This window comes from Synechococcus sp. CCY 0621, from assembly GCF_019038465.1.
GTDB lineage: Bacteria > Cyanobacteriota > Cyanobacteriia > PCC-6307 > Cyanobiaceae > Cyanobium.
The window spans coordinates 34,266-53,639 of sequence record NZ_JAFKRH010000005.1 but is presented as its reverse complement, the minus strand read 5'-3'; the positions used below and the strand labels follow the sequence as shown (position 1 = coordinate 53,639).

General features: G+C 67.8%; 23 protein-coding genes and 1 riboswitch. Of the genes, 15 read left to right on the top strand and 8 right to left on the bottom strand.

Going from position 1 to position 19,374, the window contains the following annotated elements:
* Positions 1–51: 51 nt before the first annotated feature.
* Complete coding sequence (locus KUG43_RS00980; RefSeq protein WP_216905265.1) at positions 52–288, bottom strand: chlorophyll a/b-binding protein; 237 nt, start codon at positions 286–288, stop codon at positions 52–54.
* A 97-nt stretch (positions 289–385) separates the two neighbouring features.
* Here KUG43_RS00980 and KUG43_RS00975 point away from each other — a divergent pair, with 97 nt between their 5' ends.
* Entirely contained in the window at positions 386–685 is a 300-nt protein-coding gene (locus KUG43_RS00975) for a hypothetical protein (protein WP_216905264.1), read from the top strand.
* Here KUG43_RS00975 and KUG43_RS00970 read toward each other — a convergent pair.
* Together KUG43_RS00970 and KUG43_RS00965 are read right to left on the bottom strand one after the other, a co-directional pair.
* Positions 639–1,622 carry an isopenicillin N synthase family dioxygenase gene (locus tag KUG43_RS00970; RefSeq protein WP_216905263.1) on the bottom strand — a complete coding sequence of 328 codons (984 nt, stop codon included), beginning with the start codon at positions 1,620–1,622 and terminating at the stop codon, positions 639–641. The two genes, KUG43_RS00975 and KUG43_RS00970, sit on opposite strands and share 47 nt — an antisense overlap.
* Before the next feature lie 11 nt (positions 1,623–1,633).
* Positions 1,634–2,437, bottom strand: coding sequence for a prohibitin family protein (locus KUG43_RS00965; protein ID WP_216905284.1), 804 nt, complete (start codon positions 2,435–2,437; stop codon positions 1,634–1,636).
* A 65-nt stretch (positions 2,438–2,502) separates the two neighbouring features.
* On the opposite strand from KUG43_RS00965, the gene KUG43_RS00960 reads away from it, so the two are divergent.
* Genes KUG43_RS00960 through KUG43_RS00950 form a run of 3 tightly spaced genes read left to right on the top strand, consistent with a single transcriptional unit; the run spans position 2,503 to position 6,479 of the window.
* Positions 2,503–3,468, top strand: coding sequence for an AEC family transporter (locus tag KUG43_RS00960; RefSeq protein ID WP_353617883.1), 966 nt, complete (start codon positions 2,503–2,505; stop codon positions 3,466–3,468).
* A gap of 37 nt (positions 3,469–3,505) precedes the next feature.
* On the top strand, positions 3,506–4,087 hold the full coding sequence (locus KUG43_RS00955) for a rhomboid family intramembrane serine protease (protein WP_216905262.1): 582 nt from the start codon (positions 3,506–3,508) through the stop codon (positions 4,085–4,087).
* A gap of 7 nt (positions 4,088–4,094) precedes the next feature.
* Positions 4,095–6,479 (top strand): CPBP family glutamic-type intramembrane protease, encoded by a 2,385-nt coding sequence (locus KUG43_RS00950; RefSeq protein WP_286194267.1) that lies wholly within the window; start codon positions 4,095–4,097, stop codon positions 6,477–6,479.
* Here KUG43_RS00950 and ppk2 read toward each other — a convergent pair.
* From ppk2 to KUG43_RS00935, 3 genes are all read right to left on the bottom strand, one after another.
* Positions 6,470–7,432, bottom strand: a complete 963-nt coding sequence (gene ppk2 / locus KUG43_RS00945; RefSeq protein ID WP_216905282.1) for a polyphosphate kinase 2 — start codon at positions 7,430–7,432, stop codon at positions 6,470–6,472. The two genes, KUG43_RS00950 and ppk2, sit on opposite strands and share 10 nt — an antisense overlap.
* Positions 7,433–7,534: 102 nt before the next feature.
* Positions 7,535–7,693, bottom strand: a complete 159-nt coding sequence (locus tag KUG43_RS00940) for a hypothetical protein (protein WP_216905260.1) — start codon at positions 7,691–7,693, stop codon at positions 7,535–7,537.
* Between the two features lie 69 nt (positions 7,694–7,762).
* A complete protein-coding gene (locus tag KUG43_RS00935) occupies positions 7,763–7,921 on the bottom strand; it encodes a hypothetical protein (protein WP_216905259.1) in 159 nt (52 codons plus the stop codon).
* Positions 7,922–8,148: 227 nt separating this feature from the next.
* On the opposite strand from KUG43_RS00935, the gene KUG43_RS00930 reads away from it, so the two are divergent.
* The 9 genes from KUG43_RS00930 to KUG43_RS00890 all read left to right on the top strand — a co-directional run bounded on the left by KUG43_RS00930 (position 8,149) and on the right by KUG43_RS00890 (position 16,119).
* Complete coding sequence (locus tag KUG43_RS00930) at positions 8,149–8,427, top strand: DUF3136 domain-containing protein (RefSeq protein ID WP_216905258.1); 279 nt, start codon at positions 8,149–8,151, stop codon at positions 8,425–8,427.
* A 68-nt stretch (positions 8,428–8,495) separates the two neighbouring features.
* Positions 8,496–8,643, top strand: a riboswitch (guanidine-I (ykkC/yxkD leader).
* 31 nt (positions 8,644–8,674) lie between these two features.
* Positions 8,675–9,889: an agmatinase gene (gene speB, locus KUG43_RS00925; RefSeq protein WP_216905257.1), complete on the top strand. Its 1,215-nt coding sequence runs from the start codon at positions 8,675–8,677 to the stop codon at positions 9,887–9,889.
* Positions 9,890–9,892: 3 nt separating this feature from the next.
* Positions 9,893–10,294 carry a hydrogenase maturation nickel metallochaperone HypA/HybF gene (locus KUG43_RS00920; RefSeq protein WP_216905256.1) on the top strand — a complete coding sequence of 134 codons (402 nt, stop codon included), beginning with the start codon at positions 9,893–9,895 and terminating at the stop codon, positions 10,292–10,294.
* Between the two features lie 6 nt (positions 10,295–10,300).
* Positions 10,301–11,002 carry a hydrogenase nickel incorporation protein HypB gene (gene hypB, locus KUG43_RS00915; protein WP_216905255.1) on the top strand — a complete coding sequence of 234 codons (702 nt, stop codon included), beginning with the start codon at positions 10,301–10,303 and terminating at the stop codon, positions 11,000–11,002.
* Entirely contained in the window at positions 11,002–12,366 is a 1,365-nt protein-coding gene (glnT, locus tag KUG43_RS00910; RefSeq protein WP_216905254.1) for a type III glutamate--ammonia ligase, read from the top strand. Before hypB ends, glnT begins: the two co-directional genes overlap by 1 nt.
* Before the next feature lie 127 nt (positions 12,367–12,493).
* On the top strand, positions 12,494–13,504 hold the full coding sequence (locus tag KUG43_RS00905; protein ID WP_216905253.1) for an ABC transporter substrate-binding protein: 1,011 nt from the start codon (positions 12,494–12,496) through the stop codon (positions 13,502–13,504).
* A 5-nt stretch (positions 13,505–13,509) separates the two neighbouring features.
* On the top strand, positions 13,510–14,286 hold the full coding sequence (locus tag KUG43_RS00900) for an ABC transporter permease (RefSeq protein WP_216905252.1): 777 nt from the start codon (positions 13,510–13,512) through the stop codon (positions 14,284–14,286).
* A 5-nt stretch (positions 14,287–14,291) separates the two neighbouring features.
* Positions 14,292–15,059, top strand: coding sequence for an ABC transporter ATP-binding protein (locus KUG43_RS00895; RefSeq protein ID WP_216905251.1), 768 nt, complete (start codon positions 14,292–14,294; stop codon positions 15,057–15,059).
* A 10-nt stretch (positions 15,060–15,069) separates the two neighbouring features.
* The gene (locus KUG43_RS00890; protein ID WP_216905250.1) at positions 15,070–16,119 is read left to right on the top strand and encodes an aromatic ring-hydroxylating oxygenase subunit alpha; all 1,050 of its coding nucleotides are present in this window, start codon (positions 15,070–15,072) and stop codon (positions 16,117–16,119) included.
* Here the strand turns inward: KUG43_RS00890 and KUG43_RS00885 are convergent.
* Both KUG43_RS00885 and KUG43_RS00880 read right to left on the bottom strand, forming a co-directional pair.
* Complete coding sequence (locus tag KUG43_RS00885) at positions 16,068–16,283, bottom strand: hypothetical protein (RefSeq protein ID WP_216905249.1); 216 nt, start codon at positions 16,281–16,283, stop codon at positions 16,068–16,070. The genes KUG43_RS00890 and KUG43_RS00885 overlap by 52 nt on opposite strands.
* A 16-nt stretch (positions 16,284–16,299) precedes the next feature.
* Entirely contained in the window at positions 16,300–17,160 is an 861-nt protein-coding gene (locus tag KUG43_RS00880; RefSeq protein ID WP_353617880.1) for a sugar phosphate isomerase/epimerase family protein, read from the bottom strand.
* 171 nt (positions 17,161–17,331) lie between these two features.
* Here KUG43_RS00880 and KUG43_RS00875 point away from each other — a divergent pair, with 171 nt between their 5' ends.
* Complete coding sequence (locus KUG43_RS00875; protein WP_216905248.1) at positions 17,332–18,303, top strand: fatty acid desaturase; 972 nt, start codon at positions 17,332–17,334, stop codon at positions 18,301–18,303.
* A gap of 11 nt (positions 18,304–18,314) precedes the next feature.
* Positions 18,315–19,346, top strand: a complete 1,032-nt coding sequence (locus KUG43_RS00870) for an alpha/beta fold hydrolase (RefSeq protein ID WP_216905247.1) — start codon at positions 18,315–18,317, stop codon at positions 19,344–19,346.
* Positions 19,347–19,374 lie beyond the last annotated feature (28 nt).

Here is a 19,374-nt window from a genome sequence, read left to right as displayed (position 1 = left end):
GGAACGGTCGCCGGCCCTGGAGCCGCACTCCAGTGGTTAGGGACTCACCCCTCAGCCCAGCAGCCAGCGCAGCGTCAGGGCCAGCTGCCCGAGGACTCCCTTGCCGGTGAGTTCTTCGCCGATCAGGGCCGCCACGAAACCCAGCATTGCCGCACGCCCGTTGAGCCGCTCCACGCCAGCCAGGGCGGTCAGGTTCCAGCGGCGGGATGAGGTGAGCCCCTCCCCGAATCGCTCCAGGGGCTCGTAGTGAAAGGTCTGGTCGCCGTCTTCCCTGCCGATTTCGGCCATGGTTGTCGTCGCGCAATGGACCCAGCCTATGCGCTTCCCCACGCCCCTGGCGCTTCGACGCGACTCGGCTACAGTACAGGTGTACCAAGGCTCAGCCATGGCACCCGGTCAGATCGATCCCGCAGTGGCCCCCCTCAGGCGGGCCAACCCCCAACGCTTCCGTGAAGCCCGTCCGGGCCATCTGGCCGTGGTGGCCATGGCCGGCCGGCCCTGGTTCATCGGCCGGATCTGCGACCTGAGTGGCCCGGGCCCGACGGACTTCGCCCGGGTGCTGAACATCGACACCGGCGATATCGAGCGGATCCCCGCCCCCTGGATCGTTGAACTGATGGGCGAGGGGGGACTCGGGATCAGCCGTTCTCTGCACCAGCAGCCATCCCGTTCTCCAGAAGATTGATGCGGTAGAGCACCTCCTCGAGGGCATCAGCGGCACGGATGGCGCTGTAGCGCTGGGGGTGGTCGGGCCCGCAACAGGACGGCACCGGAGCCAGGATTGTCCAGGGCCTGGCATGGCAGAACTGCACGACACTGTGACGCTCATCGGTGGCCCCTGCCGGCGCCAGCACCCGGTGCCAGCCGGTGGGGATGCGGCCGTTGGAGAGGCGCTCCAGCATCAGCCCTGTGTTGATGATCACCCGCCCCTCCGGCGGAGCCGCCTCCAGCCATTCCCCAGCCACCCGCACCTGCAGGCCGGGTCCCGTGGCCCGCGGCAGGGCGGTGATCAGGTTGATGTCGCCATGGGCCGCCGCCCAGTGATGGCCCTGCGCCGGGGCCTGGGCCATGGGCGGGTAACGCAGGGCCCGGGTGAGAGTGGGGGCCTCCGACACCATCTCCTCGAAGAAGTCTTCGGCGCAGCCCATAGCCAGGGCGATCACCCGCAGGAAACGCCGTTGCAGATCGGCGATCGCCCGGTGGAACTCGGCCAGCAGGGCCGTGATGCCGGGCACCGCCGCCTCCGGCAGGACCTGCTCGGGATAGAGCTCCGGGAACCGTTGCCGCAGGGGATGGCCCAGCGGCAACGGGGCCGACCAGTTCAGCATCTCCTTCCAGTCGGGATGCGCGCTGCCGGCGGCGGTTTCCACCAGCAGCTCTGTGTAGCCGGTCTGGCCGCTGGCGCCCGGGGCGCGGAAGCGCCGCTTGGCCCCAGTCTCCAGAGCGAAGAACCGCTGCAGGAGGTCGTAGGCGGAATCCAGCAGATCGACGGGGAGATCGCTGTTGGTGTAGACGAAACCAGTGGCCAGACTGCGTCTGACGCCATCGACCACGGCCTCCCTGGCCCGTTGGCTGCCCCGCTCGAAGGCCAGCAGATCCACGTCGAGAATGGCTTCAGCCATGGGGGGCGGATTCAGCGACGACCGTTGACGATCACCGGGCTGCCGCCGCCGGACGCGCCTGGCAGGGCCGGCACCACCGAGGTCTGACCGTCCCATTTGTCGAGGAACAGCTTGTAGAGCACCTGGTCGTCGAGGCTGGAATTGAGGGTCTGGTACCGCTTGGCCTCCTGCTCGGCGATCAGCACCTCCGTCTGGGCCCGCAACAGTTGCTGTTCGGCGATCTGCTTCTGCTCGATCGCGGCGCGGTACTCCTCGGCGATCTGCAGGCCGGTGAGATCCAGGCCCTGGACGGTCACGTAGTCGAATTTGCGCAGCTCTTCAGCCACCTTCTCCTGCACCAGTTCCGAGATGGAGTTCCACTCGGTGGCGATGGTCACCAGTTCGTACTGGGAGAACACCGACTTGAGGGCCTTCAGCAGGGACGGCTGGATCACCCGCGGATAGATCTGCTGGTCATCGGTGGCAATCGTTTCGTAGATGCGACCCGCCTCGGCGGGCTTCATGGCGTACTTCACCGTCGCGGTGGCCTGGATCACCTGCAGGTCCTTGGTGAGGGTGGAGAACTGCTCCGGCCGCACCTGGGTACGCACATCGAAGAGGGAGGTGTTCTGGGCCAGGGGGACCTTGAAGTTGGCCCCCGGCTGCCGCGGCGCGCCCGTGACCTTGCCGAGGGTCGTGACCACGGCGACGCTGCCCGCCGGCACGATGAACACCGTCTGGGTGAGCAGCACCAGTCCTCCCAGCACGGCGGCGAAGATCAGCTGCCAGAGGCCGCCGAAGCCGTTATCTGCGCCGGAGCGCATGGGGGATTGCATCGGGAACCTGGGAACCATGGGGGTGCCACGACCCTAGGCAGCGTTGGAGGCCCAGGGCCGCCATCGTGGGAGGCCCGGCAGCTGGGGGAGGGCTGGTGCTGCGCTTCCTGCTCGAACTGGTGCCGGCCCTGGGGATCGGATTGGTGCTGGGGCTCCGGTTCCCTGGGCTGCCGGGGAGGCTGGCCCCACCGCTGATTGCCTGGGGCATCCCGATCAGCCTGGTGGCCCTGCTGCTGCGCGCAGGCTTCCAGGCCAACCTGCTCACGGCGGCGCTGATGGCCGCCGCCGCCTCGGGACTGGGGCTGCTGCTGCTGCGCCTGCCGGCCCTGCGCCACCAGATTCCCGACGGCAGCCTGCAGCTGGGCTGCATCGTGGGCAACACCGCCTACTGGGGACTCCCTGTTGGGCTGGCCCTGCTCCCCGCCGAGGCCATCGGTTTCACGATCGCCTTCGATCTGATGGCCACCCTGATCACCTGGAGCCTTGGCCCGCTGCTGGTGGACCGGCGCGCCGGCAGCCTTCGCCAGCAGCTGCGGGGCCTGGCCACCAGCCCGGCCATCCGGGGTCTGGGGCTCGCCATGGTTGTGCACCAGACCCCCTGGAGCGCCACGCTGGCCCAGTGGCTGTGGTGGCCCGCACGCCTGGTGGTGCTGGTGGCCCTCGCGATGGTCGGGATGCGGCTGGCTCTGGTGCTGCGGCGTCGCCATCCGAGCCCTGAGAGCCCCCCCGGGCTGGGGGTGGCCCTGGCGGGCAAGCTGCTGGCGTTGCCCCTGGCCATGCTGCTGCTGGCCAGCCTGCTGGGATTGCCGTCCCTGCTGCGGGATGCGGTGGTGCTGCAGGCGGCGGCACCCACCGCCGTCTCGGTGCTGCTGTTGACGGAAGCGGCCGGCGTGGGGCGGCAGGAGGTGGCCTCTGCCAAGCAGCAGGGGGCGGCGGAAGCGGTGGCGGCTCTGGTGCTGTGGAGCACCGCCCTGGCCCTGATCTCGGTTCCGCTGTGGTGGTGGCTGCTGCGCGGTCCGCTGGGGAGCTAGGACAGGCGCGCAACGCATTGCCCACCCGACGGCGGCCATGGCCGGATCTCTCGCCCAGCGGCTCGACCGCAGCCTGTCCCATCTCAAGGGTGTGGCCGTGCTGCCCCTGTTGATCCTGGCGGTGCCCTGGATCCAGGAGATCATCGACCAGCTGGTCTTCGGGGGGCGCTGGAACCTGCCGATGGTGCCGGGGGGGCCCTTCCTCGGCGTCCTCACAGCCCCCTTCAGCCATGGCGGTTTCGGGCACCTGATCAGCAACAGCCTCTGGTTCCTGCCCCTCTCCTGGCTGGTGCTGGCCAAGAGCCGCGGCGACTACCTGGCCGTGTGGCTGGGGGTCTATGCCACGGCCATTCCGGTCTGGCTGTTCTGGCACCAGGCCAGCCATGGCCTGTCCGGGGTGATCTACGGACTGCTGGGCTACCTGCTGCTGATCGGCTGGCTGGAGCGTCGACCACTTTCCATCCTGTTGTCACTCACGGCCCTGTTCACCTACGGGGGGGCCCTGCCCAGCCTGTTGCCCTTCCTGAGTCCCCCGGGGGTGAGCTGGATCGGCCACGCCTCCGGTTTCGCCGGGGGGGTGCTGGCCGCTCTGGCGATCCACCGCGAGGGGGGGAGCTAGCGACTTGTTGCCCCTGCCACAGCCAGGGCTGAGGCGGCGTCCCCAGCGCCGCCGCCGCTGGCCTGCCATCCTGCTGGCCATCGCCGCCCTGGCGCTGCTGTCCCTGCCCCTGGCCAGGGCGGCCCTGGCCCAGGCGGGGCCGCCACCCCCCACCAGCTATGACCTGGCCTGGCGGGCCCCCTTCAACCGTCCGGCGCACTACCCCCTGGAGCGTCGGCCGGACCCGGCCCTTTACCGCCCCCACGGCGACTGGTTTGGGCGGCTGATTCTTCCCCCTGCCGCCGCCATGGCCCAGGGCGGCGAAGACTGGGTGTGGCTGGAGGTGGAGCAGGCCCCGGCCGGCCATGACGACCTGATCGGCCAGCGTCTGCGTCTGGGCTGGCTGGACGACCCGAAGCTGCAAGCCCTGGTGGGCAATGTGCGAACGCCGGTGCGGCTCGGGGCCGAGGCCCGCCTGGCGGCCCAGCAGGGCAATGTGGTTCCCACCCGGCTCAACGGCCGCGCTGACGTGGGGCCGCTGCAGTCCCTGGCCGGGGCCCACCCCCACGACGACATCACCGTGGCGCTAGAGGCGGTGCAGCTCGATCAGCGGGACGGAGAGCCCGTGTTGCGCATCGGCCGTCCGCCGCTGCAGAGCACCGGCCGCTGGGTGGGCCTGGTGCAACTGCTCTCCCGCGATCCTGCCGATCCTGAGCGTTTCCGGGTGCAGCACTATGACCGGCGCCGGGGCAGCTTCAGCGGCGCCATCGAGACCGTGCGACTGCCCCGCCAGCCACCCGATCGCCACGGCCGGCGCTTCTTCGATCCGGAGGGGCTGCTGGAAACACCAGCGGGCGCCGATGGCTGGTATCTCTACGGCGCACCAGATGGCGCCGGCACCTTCACCGCCCAGGCCCTCGAGCCCCGCCGGCTCACCTCCCTGGCGAGCGACCAGCTCCTGCGGGGCACCACCGCCGGGCTGAACCACATCAACCGGGTCAACTGGAGCGACGACCAGACCCGCCGCGGCCGCGCCAACCGGGTCGACCTGCTCCCTGGCGGTGACCAAACACCGTGGCAGCCCGGCGACCGCTCCCTGGTGATCCACAGCTTCGGCGGCATCGGTGGCCCCGAGGGCGAGCCGATCAGCGGCTTCACGGTCACGGGCCATTTCGCCTTTGGCGCCGCCCGGGTGGTGGTCGATCCCTTCACGGGCCAGCCCCGTTTCGAGCTGCGTTACCACCAGATCTACGCCAACAACCCCAACGGCATCGTCTCCGGCAGCCAGGACTGGAGTGCCTACACCGGCAACCTGCAGCGGGGCTGGCTGGGCACCCGTCCGATCTCCGATGTGCTGGTACGCACCGAGCCCCGGCTGCTGGAGGAACTGGCGATCCAGGCGGAGGTGCTGATGGCCCGCTACCGCAGCGGCGACGGCAGCGGTGTATCCCTGGTCAGTCCGGCCATCTCCTGCGTGCAGGATTCCAGCCAGGCCCTCTGGATCGCCATCGACCAGCTGCGTCGCCGACGCCGGGCGCTGGACGGCCGTGAACTACCCCGTCTGGCGTCGCTGGCCCAGGCCCTCGATGCCCTGCTGACCCCCTTCGGCATGGTGCGCGAAGACTGGCGCCACAACGCCTCGCTCATGGACACCCCGGGCGATGGCCCGGACCGGTTCAAGGCCAGCCGCAGCCTGTGGGACGGGGTGCTCAGCTGGCGCTCCATGCTGCCCCGCCGGGCCCACGATGAGATGGCCGGGGTGTTCCTGCGCCATGGCGACCGCCTGCGTCTGGTGCGCACCAACCAACTACCCGGGGCCGACGAGCGCCTGGCCCCCCTGGCTCCAACCCAGTTGCTGGGCCAGCTGCCTGTGGTGGGGGTGGTCCTGCCCCGCCTGATGGACGCGTACTTCGCCCCCCTCACGGTTCGCGGGCTGGCCCTGGGCGCCCTGCTGCTGGGGGGCTACGCCACCGTGGCCCTCGCCCTGGGGCGTGGCACGGGATTCCTGCCGGCGCAGCGAGCGAGGCTGCGGCCCATGGTGGTGGTGCGTCAGGCGATCGTGCTGCTGCTGACCCCGTCCCTGATCGAAGAAACCCTGTTCCGCGCGGCCCTGATGCCCCACCCGCTCGAAGGTCTGGGCGTCTGGGACAGCCTCGCCTGGGGGGCTCTGAGTGTGGGGTTGTTCGTAGCCTGGCATCCTCTGGCCGGCAGGCTCTGGTATCCCCAGGGACGGCACCTGTTCGATGACGGCCGGTTCCTGCTCCTGGCCAGTCTGCTGGGGGTGGTCTGCGTGATCGCGTACCTCGCTACCGGCTCGATCTGGCCGCCGGTGCTGATCCACTGGCTGGTGGTGCTGATCTGGCTGGAGCTGCTGGGGGGCCGCTGGCGGCTTGGCCAGCAGCTTCAGGGGTAGGCGTTAGGAACGAAGAACTGCTCGTTCATCGGGGGCCGCTGGTAGTCGCCGCCGCTCTTGCGGGGGGGCAATTCGATGGCGGCCGGGGTCATGTCCTCGTAGGGGACCTTGCTCAGCAGATGGCGGATGCAGTTGAGCCTGGCCCGGCGCTTGTCGTTGGCCTCCACCGTGAACCAGGGAGCCTCCGGGATGTTGGTGTGGGCAAACATTTCATCCTTGGCCCGGGAGAACTCCACCCAGCGATCGCGGGATTCCAGGTCCATCGGGCTGAGCTTCCAGCGCCGGGCCGGATCCTCGAGACGGGAGCGAAAACGGATCTCCTGCTCATCGTCGCTGACGGAGAACCAGTACTTGATCAGGGTGATGCCGCTGCGCACGAGCATGCGCTCGAATTCCGGGCAGGACAGCATGAACTCATCCACCTGCTCCGGCGCGCAGAAGCCCATCACCTTCTCAACGCCGGCCCGGTTGTACCAGCTGCGGTCGAAGAGCACGATCTCCCCGGCTGAAGGGAAGTTCTCGACATAGCGCTGGAAGTACCACTGCGACTTCTGCTGGTCGGAGGGGGTGCCAAGGGCCACCACGTTGCAGCCGCGGGGGTTCAGGGGCTCGGTGATCCGCTTGATGGTGCCGCCCTTGCCGGCGGCGTCACGGCCTTCGAACAGCAGGATCATGCGGTAGCCCACATGCTTCACCCAGTACTGCATCTTGACGAGCTCCACCTGCAGCCGGGCCAGTTCCTTCTCGTAGAACTTCCGGTCCAGCTTGCTGTGACGGCCTTCTGGATGGTTGGCGAGGTCGTCGAAAAAGGGAGAGGGGTGGTAGAGATCCGCCTCACTGATCCCGCCGGATCGGTGCGCATTGCCGGATTTTTTTTCGGACTTGCCCTTGCCGCTCAGCGCTTTGGGCTTTTCGGCCTTGACCTTGGCACCACTTTTGTCTTTCTTACCCATGCGACTGCGGAAGGTGAGCTGTTGACGGAATAGCCGATCCACGGCGGGGAGACGGCAACAATGGTCACCCCGCGACAAACAGGCAACGTCGCTGAGACAGCCTCAGGCGGGAAAATCGGAGCCCTGGACCCACTGGGCAATCAACTGCTCCTGTCGTACCAGCCGATAGCGGCTTGTCTCGCAGGGATTGCGCCGGTACTGATCCTTGAGGCTCTCCAGCCTGGAGACGAGCGAGTGGTAGACGGGATGATTTTTGTTCATGGCCTCACCGGAGAGGTATCGATATCTTATGGAAAGTTAATCAATGCAAGGCTTGAGGCGCAGGGCGGCTCAGACAGCAAGGCTGAAGCCTGGGGCCCACTGGGAGATCAGCTGCTCCTGGCGGACAACGCGGTACCGGTTGATTTCGTTGGGCAGACGGCTGTACTGCTCGTTGAGGGAGCGGAGCTGCGCCAGCAGCGCATTCAGAACGGGATGGTCAGCGTTCATGGCTGGTGTCGATCTGTTGCCAAAACCTTAACCGAATCGGAAGGGGTGCAGCACCATCGCCGCGTTCGGGTCAGCGAACCCCCATGGCCGGCCCCCATCGGCACCGCCGGCAGCAGCAGCCCCGGGCGGTGCGTCCAGCGGCAATGTCCCCGTTTGGGGGGCGCGCGATGGCCGGCCATGGACGACAGTGGAAGGATCTCTGCGGGGCCTGCCCCGAAGGATGGCCGATGAGCACCCGATCGCTTCCAGCGTCCCTGCCGAAGGCCACGATCCCGAAAGTCACCATCGGTGAACTGGAGGCCAACTATTCGATGTATTGCAAGGCCCTGCGTCTGTTGGTCCGGGAAGGACGAACCCTGAAGAAGATCCAGCGAACGGTCTGCTGGCACCGCCTTGAGCAGCTGCACCAGTGCCTGCCGAGCCAGTACAAGGACCCGGACTACCTCTTTTTGTTGCTGCGCCGCGAAACCAACCGCAAGGCGGCGGGTCTCCCCTGCCCCACCTGAGCCGACCAGGGAGTTCCTGTAGCAACCGTCACAACGGTCAGCCCCATGGACCTTCACCATGCCTGAGCGGAAGTTGCTTCTAGGGTTCCGATCCCCCACAGCTGGCTCTGCCACCAGTGGAATGGATGCCTGGTCCGAGAGAAGCACATTCACTGTTGTGTGTGGCCCACGCCCCCAAAACAGCGAGTGGCACGGAGGGACAAAAGCCCGGGAGACCGCCCCATTCCCACCGTGCCCAGAGGTCTGAATGAATGAACCGTCCAGCGGCAGCGCAGCTGATGCGGCCGATGCTTTTGCGCGGGGTGGTCACCCTGCCGGCAGCGAAGGGGCCCGGGCCCTGGAGAAAGAAGCCGCCCTGCCCCTGACGGGCTGGCAACAGGAGGTTGACCAGGGACTTCGCTACGGCCTGGAGGCGGCCAGCAGCATCGTCGATCGGCGCATCTCCACCTTCTCCCGCGGTGAACTGCCCCACTACGCGGGCATCAACACCTTCATGAAGGCCCCTTACCTGGAGGATGTGAACCGGGTCGGGGAGTTTGACGTGGCTGTGGTGGGCGTGCCCCACGACAGCGGCACCACCTACCGCCCCGGCACCCGCTTCGGCCCCCAGGGCATCCGGCGCATTTCAGCCCTGTACACCCCGTACAACTACGAAATGGGGGTCGACCTGCGCGAGCAGATCACCCTCTGCGACGTGGGTGACATCTTCACCATCCCCGCCAACAACGAGAAGAGCTTCGACCAGATCTCCAAGGGCATCGCCCACGTGTTCGCCAGCGGCGCCTTCCCGATCATCCTGGGCGGCGACCACTCGATCGGCTTCCCCACCGTCCGGGGCGTCTGCCGCCACCTCGGCGACAAGAAGGTGGGCATCATCCACTTCGATCGCCACGTCGACACCCAGGAGACCGACCTCGACGAACGCATGCACACCACCCCGTGGTTCCATGCGACCAACATGGCCAACGCCCCGGCGGAGAACCTGGTGCAGCTGGGCATCGGCGGCTGGCAGGTGCCGCGCGAAGGGGTGAAGGTCTGCCGCGAGCGGGGCACCAACGTGCTCACCGTCACCGACATCTGCGACATGGGCCTGGAAGCGGCGGCCAGGTACGCCATTGAACGGGCCACCGACGGCACCGACTGCGTCTACATCTCCTTCGACATCGACTGCATCGATGCCGGCTTCGTGCCGGGCACCGGCTGGCCCGAGCCGGGGGGACTGCTGCCGCGTGAAGCCCTGAAGCTGCTGGAGCTGATCGTGCGCAACGTGCCGGTCTGCGGCCTTGAGGTGGTCGAGGTCTCCCCCCCCTACGACGTCAGCGACATGACCTCCCTGATGGCCACCCGGGTCATCTGCGACACCATGGCCCACCTCGTGGTGAGCGGCCAGCTGCCCCGCAAGTCAGCCCCCGCCTGGCTTTCCAGGGACTGCAACATGCAGGTCGACCGCGCCTGGAGATAGGGCATGCATGAAGTCGACATGACCCGCTGCCTGCTGCTGTCCATGAACGAGTGGAAGCAGCAGCACGCTCCCCGGGTGCCGGCGGTGGATCGGGTCCACCTTGAGGTGGGCACCTTCACCTGCGTCGAACCCGACCAGCTGGTGGTCACCTGGGCCGATGCCGTCAAGGGCAGCTGGCTCGACGGCGCCGAGCTGGTGATCGAGTCGGTGCTCCTGGTGGGTCGCTGCGTCCGCTGCCAGGCCACCTACAGCCCCGATCCAGCCAACGGTTTCCGCTCCCCCTGCTGCCAGCACCCGATGGAGGAGATCGTCAGCGGCCGCGAACTGCGGATCCGCTCCGTCGCCTACGGCTTCGAGACCGCCACCACACAGCCCACCGCACCCTGCTTCACCCCCGCCTGCTGATCCGCCATGCACATGCCCCTCGAAGACACCCTCGGCCTCAACCTGCTGGCGGCCAACCAGCAACGGGCCGAGCACAACCGCGAGCACTTCGACGCCTGGAACCTGCTCTGTCTCAACGTGATGAGCAGCCCCGGCGCCGGCAAGACCTCCCTGCTGGAGCGCAGCCTGGCCGCCCTCTCAGGCCGCTGGGCCATGGCTGTGCTGGAAGGCGACATGACCACCCTGCTCGACGCCGAGCGGCTGGAGGCCGTGGGGATTCCGGTGGTGCCGATCACCACCGGCCGTGCCTGCCACCTGGATGCCGCCATGGTCAGCGGCGGCCTGAAGCTGCTCCGCCAGCGCCTCGATCCCGCCGCCCTGGACATCCTCTGGGTGGAGAACGTGGGCAACCTGGTCTGCCCCGCCGAGTTCGCCATCGGTGAGCACCGCAAGGTGGCGCTCCTCAGCGTCACCGAGGGCGACGACAAGCCGCTCAAGTACCCGGTGATGTTCCGGGAAGCCGACTGCGTGCTGATCACCAAGGTGGACCTCCTGCCCCACCTGCCGGTGGATGTGGAGCGGATCGAAGCCCACATCCGCCAGGTGAATCCCCGCTGCGCCGTGTTCCGCCTCTCCGCCACCAGCGGAGAGGGCTTCGAGGCCTGGCACGCCTGGCTCGACGCCCAGCGCCAGGCCGTTCAGACCTCCCCCGCCCTGCTGCACGCCTGATGAGTCACCAGCATCCCTCCTCCGATTCCACCACGGCCCTGCAGGCCGACCTGCGCGCGAAGGGCGTCCGCTACGCCCTGGCCAGCTTCGTGGACCTGCACGGGGTGAGCAAGGCCAAGGCCGTGCCCCTTGAGCACCTCGGCCAGATGATGGCCGGCTCCGAACTGTTCACAGGGGCGGCCCTCGACGGCGTTCCCCAGGAGGTGAGCGACGACGAGGTGGCCGCGGTTCCCGATCCCGCCAGCGTCACCGTGCTCCCCTGGCACCCGGAGGTGGCCTGGTTCGCCAGTGATCTGCATCTGCACGGCCGCCCCTTCGACGCCTGCAGCCGCCACATCCTTGGCCGGGTGCGCCAGGAGGCCGCCGCCATGGGTTTCCGCTTCAACCTCGGCATTGAGACCGAGTTCTTCGTGCTGAAGAAGGGGGCGACGGGCGGCTGGGTTCCCTTCAGTGACCGCGACACCCTCGACAAACCCGCCTACGACGTGCGCGGCCTGCTCGACAACCTGCCCTGGCTGGACGAGCTGGTGCAGGCGATGAACGGCTTGGGGTGGGGGGTCTATTCCTTCGACCACGAGGACGGCCCCGGCCAGTTCGAGACCGACTTCGACTACGCCGATGTCCTCACGATGGCCGACCGGCTCACCTTCTTCAAGCTGATGGCCAAGGAGATCGCCCATCGGCATGGCCTGCTGGCCACCTTCATGCCCAAGCCCTTCGGTGACCGCACCGGCAGCGGCGCCCACTTCAACATGTCCCTGGCCGATGGACAGACGGGCGCCAACCTGTTTGCCACCCCCGAAGCCACCCCGGGGAAGGTCACCCGGCTGGCCGAGCACTTCATCGCCGGCGTTCTCCGCCACGCACCCGCCATCTGCGCGGTGATCGCTCCGACGGTGAACAGTTACAAGCGATTGGTGGCGCAGGGGAGCATGTCAGGATTCACGTGGGCTCCGGTTTTCGTGTGCTACGGCAACAATAATCGCACCAATATGCTGCGCATTCCCTCACCGGGAGGACGGGTGGAGTGCCGGGCCGCCGACATCTCCTGCAACCCCTATCTTGGCGCCGCCCTGATGCTCGCGGCCGGGCTGGAAGGAATCCGCGAAGAACTCGATCCGGGTGCGCCCAATCTGGTCAATGCCTACACACTCAGCGCAGCAGAACGGGCTGAACGGGGCCTGACGATGCTGCCGAGAACCCTCGGCGAAGCCGTCGATGCTTTCTCCCAGGATCCACTTGCCAAAAGCGTATTCGGTGATGCCATGTTCAAGGCATTTATCACCTACAAAAGAGAAGAGTGGGAGTCTTACCACTCTGCGGTTTCCGAATGGGAGCAGCAGCGTTATCTGGAGTTCTTCTGACGCCCTCAGCAAAGGCGCTTCAACCATCACCGACACCGCGAACGCCATCGCTCGAAGTGATCGTCCAAAACGCCGAAATCAGCTCTGATCCCCATCTACAGACGCCACCCTTTCCCCGAATCTCCTGATGTTGAAACCCTCCTTCCTTCGTCGTCAACGCCGGGCGATTTCCCTCATCCTGATGGCCACCCTCGGGGGAGGGTTGCTGGCCGGTTGCCAGCAACCTGCGAGCCGGGAGGCACCCGTGAAGATCGGCTACAGCGCCTGGCCAGGCTGGTTCCCATGGAAAGTCACTGAGGTCAAGGACCTGTTCAAGGCGCAGGGTGTGGCGGCCTCGATGCAGTGGTTCGACGGCTACCTCGACTCCATCAATGCCCTCAACGCCGGCCAGCTTGACTGCAACAGCCAGACCCTCAACGACACCATCAGTTCCGTGGCTGGCGGTGCGGATCTGCAGGTGGTGCTGCAGAACGATTTCTCCACGGGCAACGACCAGATCATCGCCGCAGTGGAAATCACCTCCATCCCTGGTCTGAAGGGTAAGAAGGTGGCCGCCGAGGAAGGTACGGTCGACCACTTCCTGCTGCTGAAGGTGCTCAAGGAGGCGGGGCTCTCCGCCAAGGACATCACCTTCGTCCCCCTGGAAACCGGCGCCGCTGCTGCGGCCTTCGCCGCCGGCAAGGTGGATGCGGCGGGCGTCTATGCGCCCTTCACCACCCAGGCCCTGAAGCGTCCCGGCAGCCGGGCCCTGGCCACCTCCAAGGACCATCCGGGGGCGATCAGCGATCTGCTCGTCTGCCGCACCGACTTCGTCGCCAAGAATCCTGAGAAGGTCCAGAAGATCGTCAACGCCTGGTTCGCCACCCTCAAGACCATCGAGGAGGATCCCGGCGGCACCCTGCCGATCCTGGTGGAGCGCTCCGGTGTCAGCGAGGCGGAGTTCAAGGCGTACAACGCCGGCACCACCATCCAGACCCTGGCGGAAAACCGCAGCAACTTCAAACAGGGCACCACGATGCTCTCGCTGCCCTATGCCGCCGAGCAGATCAGCGTCTTCCTGGTGGAAACAGGCCTGGCCAAGAGCAAGCCTGACCTGACCAACCTGCTGAATTCCCAGTTCGTCGATAACGCCCCTTGACCGCCATGGTCCGGTCTCCTGCCCTGCGCCGCTTCTTCCATCACCCCTGGGTCCTGGGGGTGCTCGGCATCCTCACGGTCTTTGTCGTGTGGTTTCTGGCCACCTCCAGCGGCATGGTCGACAAGCTCTTCCTGCCCGGACCCGGGGCGGTGTGGCAGGCGGGCAGCGATCAGTTCCAGCAGGGGATTCTGGTCAAGGACGCCATCGCCAGCATCCAGAGGGTCTTCCTGGGATTCGTGATCTCCGCCGGGCTGGCCTTGCCGATCGGCATCGCCATGGGCACGAACCGAACCATCTGCCATCTCCTCGAGCCGCTGATGGGGTTGATCCGGTACATGCCGGCGCCGGCCTTCATTCCCCTGCTGATCATCTATTTCGGTCTGGAAGAGCTGCCGAAGGTGATGCTCATCTTCATCGGCACCTTTTTCTTCAACACCCTGATGATCATGGATGCGGTGAAGTTCGTTCCCTCCGAACTGGTGGAAACAGCCCTCACCCTGGGGGGTCGGGGTGTGCCGATCCTCACCAGGGTGGTGGCCCCCTTCATTGCTCCCCAGGTGCTCGACACCTACCGGATCAACATGGCGTCGGCCTGGAATCTCGTGATCGTTGCCGAACTGGTGGCGGCCAACGAAGGCCTGGGCAAACGCATCAGCCTGGCCCAGAGATTCCTGCGCACCGATGAGATTTTCGTCGGCCTGATCGTGATCGGCCTGATCGGCCTGATCATCGATCTCGGCTTCCGATTCCTGATGCGTCGGGCCTGTTCCTGGGCCAACTGAACCCCATGCATCTCCAGGTTTCCAACGTCTCCAAGAGCTTCGGTGAGGGGCGTGATCGCAAGCTCGTCCTCGAGGACATCAGCTTCGAGCTGGTGTCCGGGCAGTTCATGGCCCTGGTGGGAAGCTCAGGGTCAGGCAAATCCACCGTGATGCGGCTGATCGCCGGTCTGGAGCGGCCCAGTGAGGGCACCATCCACCTGGATGGTGAGCAGGTCCGGCGCCCCGGCTCCGACCGGGGCATGGTGTTCCAGAAGTACAGCCTCTACCCCTGGCTCACGGCGGCCCAGAACGTCGCCTTCGGCCTGTCGCTCCAGGGCAGGGGCAAGGCAGAGATCCGTGAGCGGACCGCCTACTTCCTCGACGTCGTCGGCCTGGCGGACGCGGCCCGGCTGCTGCCGCGGGAACTCTCCGGGGGCATGCAGCAGCGGGTGGCGATCGCCCGGGCCCTGGCCACCGAGCCGAAGGTGCTGCTGCTGGATGAGCCCTTCGGGGCCCTGGATCTGCAGATCAGGGAGTCCATGCAGGAGTTCCTCCACGACCTCTGGAAGACCACGGGGCTCACGGCCCTGCTGATCACCCACGACATCGAGGAAGCCCTGCTCCTCGCCGGCACGGTCCACATCATGGCGCCGCGGCCCGGCAGGATCGTTCACACCGTGGCCGTGCAGCTGGATCGCTCCGATCTGCGCCACCTGCGGGTGTCCCAACCCTTCCTGGAACTGCGCGAGGAACTGGCGGGCCGCCTGCGCAGCCTGGATGGCTCCCTGCTCTGAGCACCCTGCTATGCCGTCCGCCGCCACAGCCGCTTTCCTGCCTCCGGAGCTCTACCGCTCCGAGGCCGTCGCCGCCCTCGAGAGTGAGCACTATGCATCGCGTTTCTGGCATCCCGTCGCCGCCGCCGCCGAGCTCCCCCCGGGCCATGTCCGGGCGGTGGAGCTGCTGGGCCTGCCGGTGCTGCTCTGCCACGGCAGCGATGGCGTCGTTCGGGCCTTCCGCAACCGTTGCCCCCACCGGGCCGTGGCCTTCCGGGTGCCGGCCGAGGGGGCCGTGGCCTGCCGCAGATTGGTGTGCCCGTACCACGGCTGGACCTACGACCTGGGCGGAACGCTGCTGGCGGCCGCTCGCGAAGCGGAGTTCGTCGAACCGTTTGATCGCGAAGCCTGGCCGCTGGAGGCCCTCGCCTGCCAGGTGCGGGCCTCCCTGATCTGGGTGGCCCTCGGTGCCGATCCGATCCCCCTCGACGACCAGCTCGATCTGCCGCTGCAGGAAGCCGCCATTGCCCTGGCCAGGCCTTTGGTGTCCCTGGCCTTCCACAGGCGAACCCTGGCCTGCAACTGGAAAATCGCCCACGACAACACCCTCGACGATTACCACGTCGCCATCGCCCATCCCACCACCCTGCACCGGATGCAGGGGCCGGTACGCCACTACAGCCATCGCTTCGGTACCTGGGCCAACGTGCTGGCCACTCCCTGGCTGCAAGGGGACGCCGAATTCCTCACCTTCGGTCTGCCGCCCTGGAACCACCTGCTGCTGTGGCCCGACGGACGCCTGGCCCTGATCCAGTTTCTGCCCAACCATCTGGACAGCTGCACCATGCAGGTGTGGTTGCTGGGCCCGCAGGAGCGCCTGGGGGAAGGGCAGGCCCTGATGGCGGAGATGGTGCAGTTCCTCGCCGAAGACCGCGCGCTGGTGGAATCCGCCCAGCGGGGGTACGGGGAGGGGTTCCGCACCGGGCCGCCGCACCGGCTGGAGGCCCGGATCCTGCACCAGCAGGCGATCTACGCGGCGCTGCTGGAGCCCTGGTACGCGTCGGGGCGGATGCCGAGGTAGGCGGCCTCCTTGAACAGGGCCCGCTTGGCGTCCGCGTCCTGGCGCTGCTCGGCGATGGCGTAGCGGGCGCGCAGGGAAGCAACCAGGGCAGCCTGGCGAAGATCGGACCCTCCGCTGGAAGGGTTGGCCGACGGTGTGGCGGTCGGGGCGTCGATCACGTTCATCACGACGTAACTCTGTTCACGATGAACACAGCTTATCGCTGTTTCCAGCTAAAGGCTGGCTGCGCAACCACTCCGCCATCGCCGTGTTGATCGTCAGCAGATCGGCCACCGGCTGATCGGTGAACGGCAGGGTGGGCATGTAGCCATCCGGTCCGAATTCGGGTGTGAAGCTGGGCGGCGGCGCCCCGCGCTCCAGCGCCCGGGCGCTGAACAGCTGCCAGCAGGCCCGATGGGCCGCCAGGGCCTCCTCGTGCTCGGGGGCGAAGGGATGGGACACCTGGGGACCCTGGGCATGGCCCACCCGGGCATGGATGTGGTCGACCCGGTCGGCCATCGCCTGCACCGGCTCCAGATCCGGGGTCATCAGCCGTTCGGCCACGACGCACCAGTGGCTCAGGTCGGCCGTCAGCCGCAGCCCCGGCACGGCCTGCAGCAGCAGCGCGATCGTCCAGGGCATCCCCAGGCAGCGGGACCGGTGGGTTTCGAAGCTCACCGGCAGGCCGCTGGCGGCGGCCAGCGCCTGGGCCTCGGCCAGGAAGGACCGTTGCCGCTCCAGGGGCCAGGCGTCGCTGCCGGTGAGCACGGTCACCCGGTGGGGACGGAGCTCGGCGCATCGGCTCAGTTGGCCGCCCAGTTCCGCCAGATGCTGCACCGGCGTCACGGCCAACTCCGGCACGTAACCGCCGCCGGTGACCACCTCCAGCACCAGGGGTCTGCCGGCCTCCTGCAGGCGGGCGGGTCCGTCCGGGTCGCCGACCAGGGACGGATGCTGGATGTTCAGCTCCAGCCCGTCGAAGCCTCCCCGCTCGGCCGTCTCCAGGGCCGTGGTGAGGGGCCCCTCAAAGCCCCAGAGGGAGAAGAACAGCAGGGAAGGCACCGGAGCGTCACGACACAGATCCCACTCTTCCCTGCCGCAGGCCCCCGGCGGGTCACCATCCCCACCGGGAGCCACACCCGGTGCAAGTGTTCGTGACGAACGGTGTCCGGCGGACTCCGAGCGGGACAGTGGGTTGACGACGTCTCCCTCCGCCGACCAACGGCGACCTTCTTGACCGCCTCCCCACCCTCCGCGCCACCGGCGGCCGGCCCGGGCGCCGCTGTTCCGCTGCTGTCCGGTCCGCTGCTGCAGCGCCTCAACGAGCGACGGGACGGGCCCGGCTGGCGCCGCCTGGCCTTCCACCTCTCGGTGCTGGGGCTGGGGGCTCTGCTGTGGGGATGGCCCATGCCGCCGGCCCTTCCCACCACTGCCCTCTGGGCCCTGCGGCTGGTGGGCCTGCTGCTGCTGGGCTGGGGCCTGGCCTTCGGCTTCTGCGCCATGCACGAGTGCGGTCACCGCACTGCCTTTGCCAGCAAGGGCGCCAACGACACCGTGGCCTGGTGGGCCGGAGTGCTGAGCTTCTACAACGCTGATTACTACCGCCGCTACCACCAGTGGCACCATCGCTTCACCCACCAGCCGGGCCTCGATCCCGAACTTGAGCAAGCGCCCGCCAGCACCCTGGCCGGCTACCTGCTCGAGCTGAGCGGCCTGCCCTGGTTGATCGGCAAGGTCCGGGGCCACACCGCCGGCCTGTTTGGTGACTTCGGCGGCAGGCCCTACATCCCCGCCGAGGCCGTGGCGGCGGTCACCCGATCGATCCGGCTCCAATTCGGCGTCTACGCCGTGCTGCTGGTGGCCTCCCTGTGGCAGGCCAACGGCGCCCTGTTCTGGTTCTGGCTGCTGCCCCTCGCTGTTGGCCAGCCGTTGCTGCGCTTCGTGCTGATGGCCGAACACGGCGGCTGCAGCACGGACACCGACGGCCTCAGCAACACCCGCACCACCAGCACCCTGGGGCCCCTGCGCTGGCTGATGTGGGAGATGCCGTTCCACGTCGAGCATCACCTCTACCCCTCGCTGCCCTTTCACGCCCTGGCCGAGGCCCACGGCCATCTGGCCCCCCATCTGGTGCACACGGGCCATGGCTACCTGGCGGTGCACCGCAGCTTCCTGCAGGACCCCTCCCTGCTCGCCCTCCCCTGAGTCCCGATCCCTTGCCACCCACCCCCGCGTCCCCGCGCCGCTTCGCGCTCGGGGATTTTCCCCTCGCCGCAGGGGGGACACTTCCCGCCGCCTGGCTCGACTACCGGGTCTACGGAACCCTGGCCGATGACCGCTCCAACCTGGTGCTTTACCCCAGCTCCTATGGCGCCTGGCCGGAGGACATCGACTGGGTGGTGGGCCCGATCCTCGATCCGGAGCGCTGGTGCGTGGTGCTGGTGAGCCAGTTCGGCAATGGTCGCTCCAGCAGCCCGAGCAGCGGTGATCCAGGGCTGGCCAGCGGCCGCTGGACCGTGGATCACCGCGACAACGTGGCCGCCCAGCGACGGCTCTTGGAGGAGGTGTTCGCGGTGACCTCGCCGGCCCTGATCTACGGCTGGTCGATGGGGGCCCAGCAGGCCTACCACTGGGGGGTGCTGGAGCCGGAGCGAACCCAGCGGATGTGCTGTGTGTGTGGCACGGCGCGCACCACAGACCACAACCGGGTGTTCCTGCTCAGCCTGCGCCAGGCCCTCACCGCCGATTCCAGCTGGGATGGACACCGCTTCCGGGGTGCGCCGGAGCAGGGGTTGCGCACCTTTGCCTTCATCTACGCCAGCTGGGCCGCGAGCCAGCCCTTCTACCGCCGCGGTGCCTATCAGCAGCTGGGTTACACCAGCGTCGAGGCCTACGTGGAGGAGGCCTGGCTGCCGGCCTACCGCCGCCACGACCCCCACGACCTGCTGGCGATGCTGGATGTCTGGCTGGCGAACGACGTGGCCGCCGCCGCGGGGGTCGCCACGGGGGACGCCGAGGCCGATCTGGCCGCAGCCCTGGGCCGGATCGAGGCCCGCACCACCGTGATCGCCGGTCGCCACGACCTCTACTTCACCCCCGAGGACTGCGGAGCCGAGGCCGCCCTGATCAGCGGTGCCCACTTCGAGGTCCTGGAGTCCGACCAGGGGCACAGGGCCGGCAATCCAAGGGACGCCCCGGCCGAGCAGCGCCAGCTGCGGGCCGCCGTGGACCGGCTCTGCGCCGGCTGACGTGGCCAAGGCCCCGTCCCCCATCCCC

What these genes read in the sequence shown, in the direction of transcription:
- KUG43_RS00980 (WP_216905265.1), bottom strand. Translation starts at nt 288, where the DNA reads ATGGCCGAAATCGGCAGGGAAGACGGCGACCAGACCTTTCACTACGAG.
- KUG43_RS00975 (WP_216905264.1), top strand. Translation starts at nt 386, where the DNA reads ATGGCACCCGGTCAGATCGATCCCGCAGTGGCCCCCCTCAGGCGGGCC.
- KUG43_RS00970 (WP_216905263.1), bottom strand. Translation starts at nt 1,622, where the DNA reads ATGGCTGAAGCCATTCTCGACGTGGATCTGCTGGCCTTCGAGCGGGGC.
- KUG43_RS00965 (WP_216905284.1), bottom strand. Translation starts at nt 2,437, where the DNA reads ATGCAATCCCCCATGCGCTCCGGCGCAGATAACGGCTTCGGCGGCCTC.
- KUG43_RS00955 (WP_216905262.1), top strand. Translation starts at nt 3,506, where the DNA reads ATGGCCGGATCTCTCGCCCAGCGGCTCGACCGCAGCCTGTCCCATCTC.
- ppk2 (WP_216905282.1), bottom strand. Translation starts at nt 7,432, where the DNA reads ATGGGTAAGAAAGACAAAAGTGGTGCCAAGGTCAAGGCCGAAAAGCCC.
- KUG43_RS00940 (WP_216905260.1), bottom strand. Translation starts at nt 7,693, where the DNA reads ATGAACAAAAATCATCCCGTCTACCACTCGCTCGTCTCCAGGCTGGAG.
- KUG43_RS00935 (WP_216905259.1), bottom strand. Translation starts at nt 7,921, where the DNA reads ATGAACGCTGACCATCCCGTTCTGAATGCGCTGCTGGCGCAGCTCCGC.
- KUG43_RS00930 (WP_216905258.1), top strand. Translation starts at nt 8,149, where the DNA reads ATGAGCACCCGATCGCTTCCAGCGTCCCTGCCGAAGGCCACGATCCCG.
- speB (WP_216905257.1), top strand. Translation starts at nt 8,675, where the DNA reads ATGAATGAACCGTCCAGCGGCAGCGCAGCTGATGCGGCCGATGCTTTT.
- KUG43_RS00920 (WP_216905256.1), top strand. Translation starts at nt 9,893, where the DNA reads ATGCATGAAGTCGACATGACCCGCTGCCTGCTGCTGTCCATGAACGAG.
- hypB (WP_216905255.1), top strand. Translation starts at nt 10,301, where the DNA reads ATGCACATGCCCCTCGAAGACACCCTCGGCCTCAACCTGCTGGCGGCC.
- glnT (WP_216905254.1), top strand. Translation starts at nt 11,002, where the DNA reads ATGAGTCACCAGCATCCCTCCTCCGATTCCACCACGGCCCTGCAGGCC.
- KUG43_RS00905 (WP_216905253.1), top strand. Translation starts at nt 12,494, where the DNA reads ATGTTGAAACCCTCCTTCCTTCGTCGTCAACGCCGGGCGATTTCCCTC.
- KUG43_RS00900 (WP_216905252.1), top strand. Translation starts at nt 13,510, where the DNA reads ATGGTCCGGTCTCCTGCCCTGCGCCGCTTCTTCCATCACCCCTGGGTC.
- KUG43_RS00895 (WP_216905251.1), top strand. Translation starts at nt 14,292, where the DNA reads ATGCATCTCCAGGTTTCCAACGTCTCCAAGAGCTTCGGTGAGGGGCGT.
- KUG43_RS00890 (WP_216905250.1), top strand. Translation starts at nt 15,070, where the DNA reads ATGCCGTCCGCCGCCACAGCCGCTTTCCTGCCTCCGGAGCTCTACCGC.
- KUG43_RS00885 (WP_216905249.1), bottom strand. Translation starts at nt 16,283, where the DNA reads ATGAACGTGATCGACGCCCCGACCGCCACACCGTCGGCCAACCCTTCC.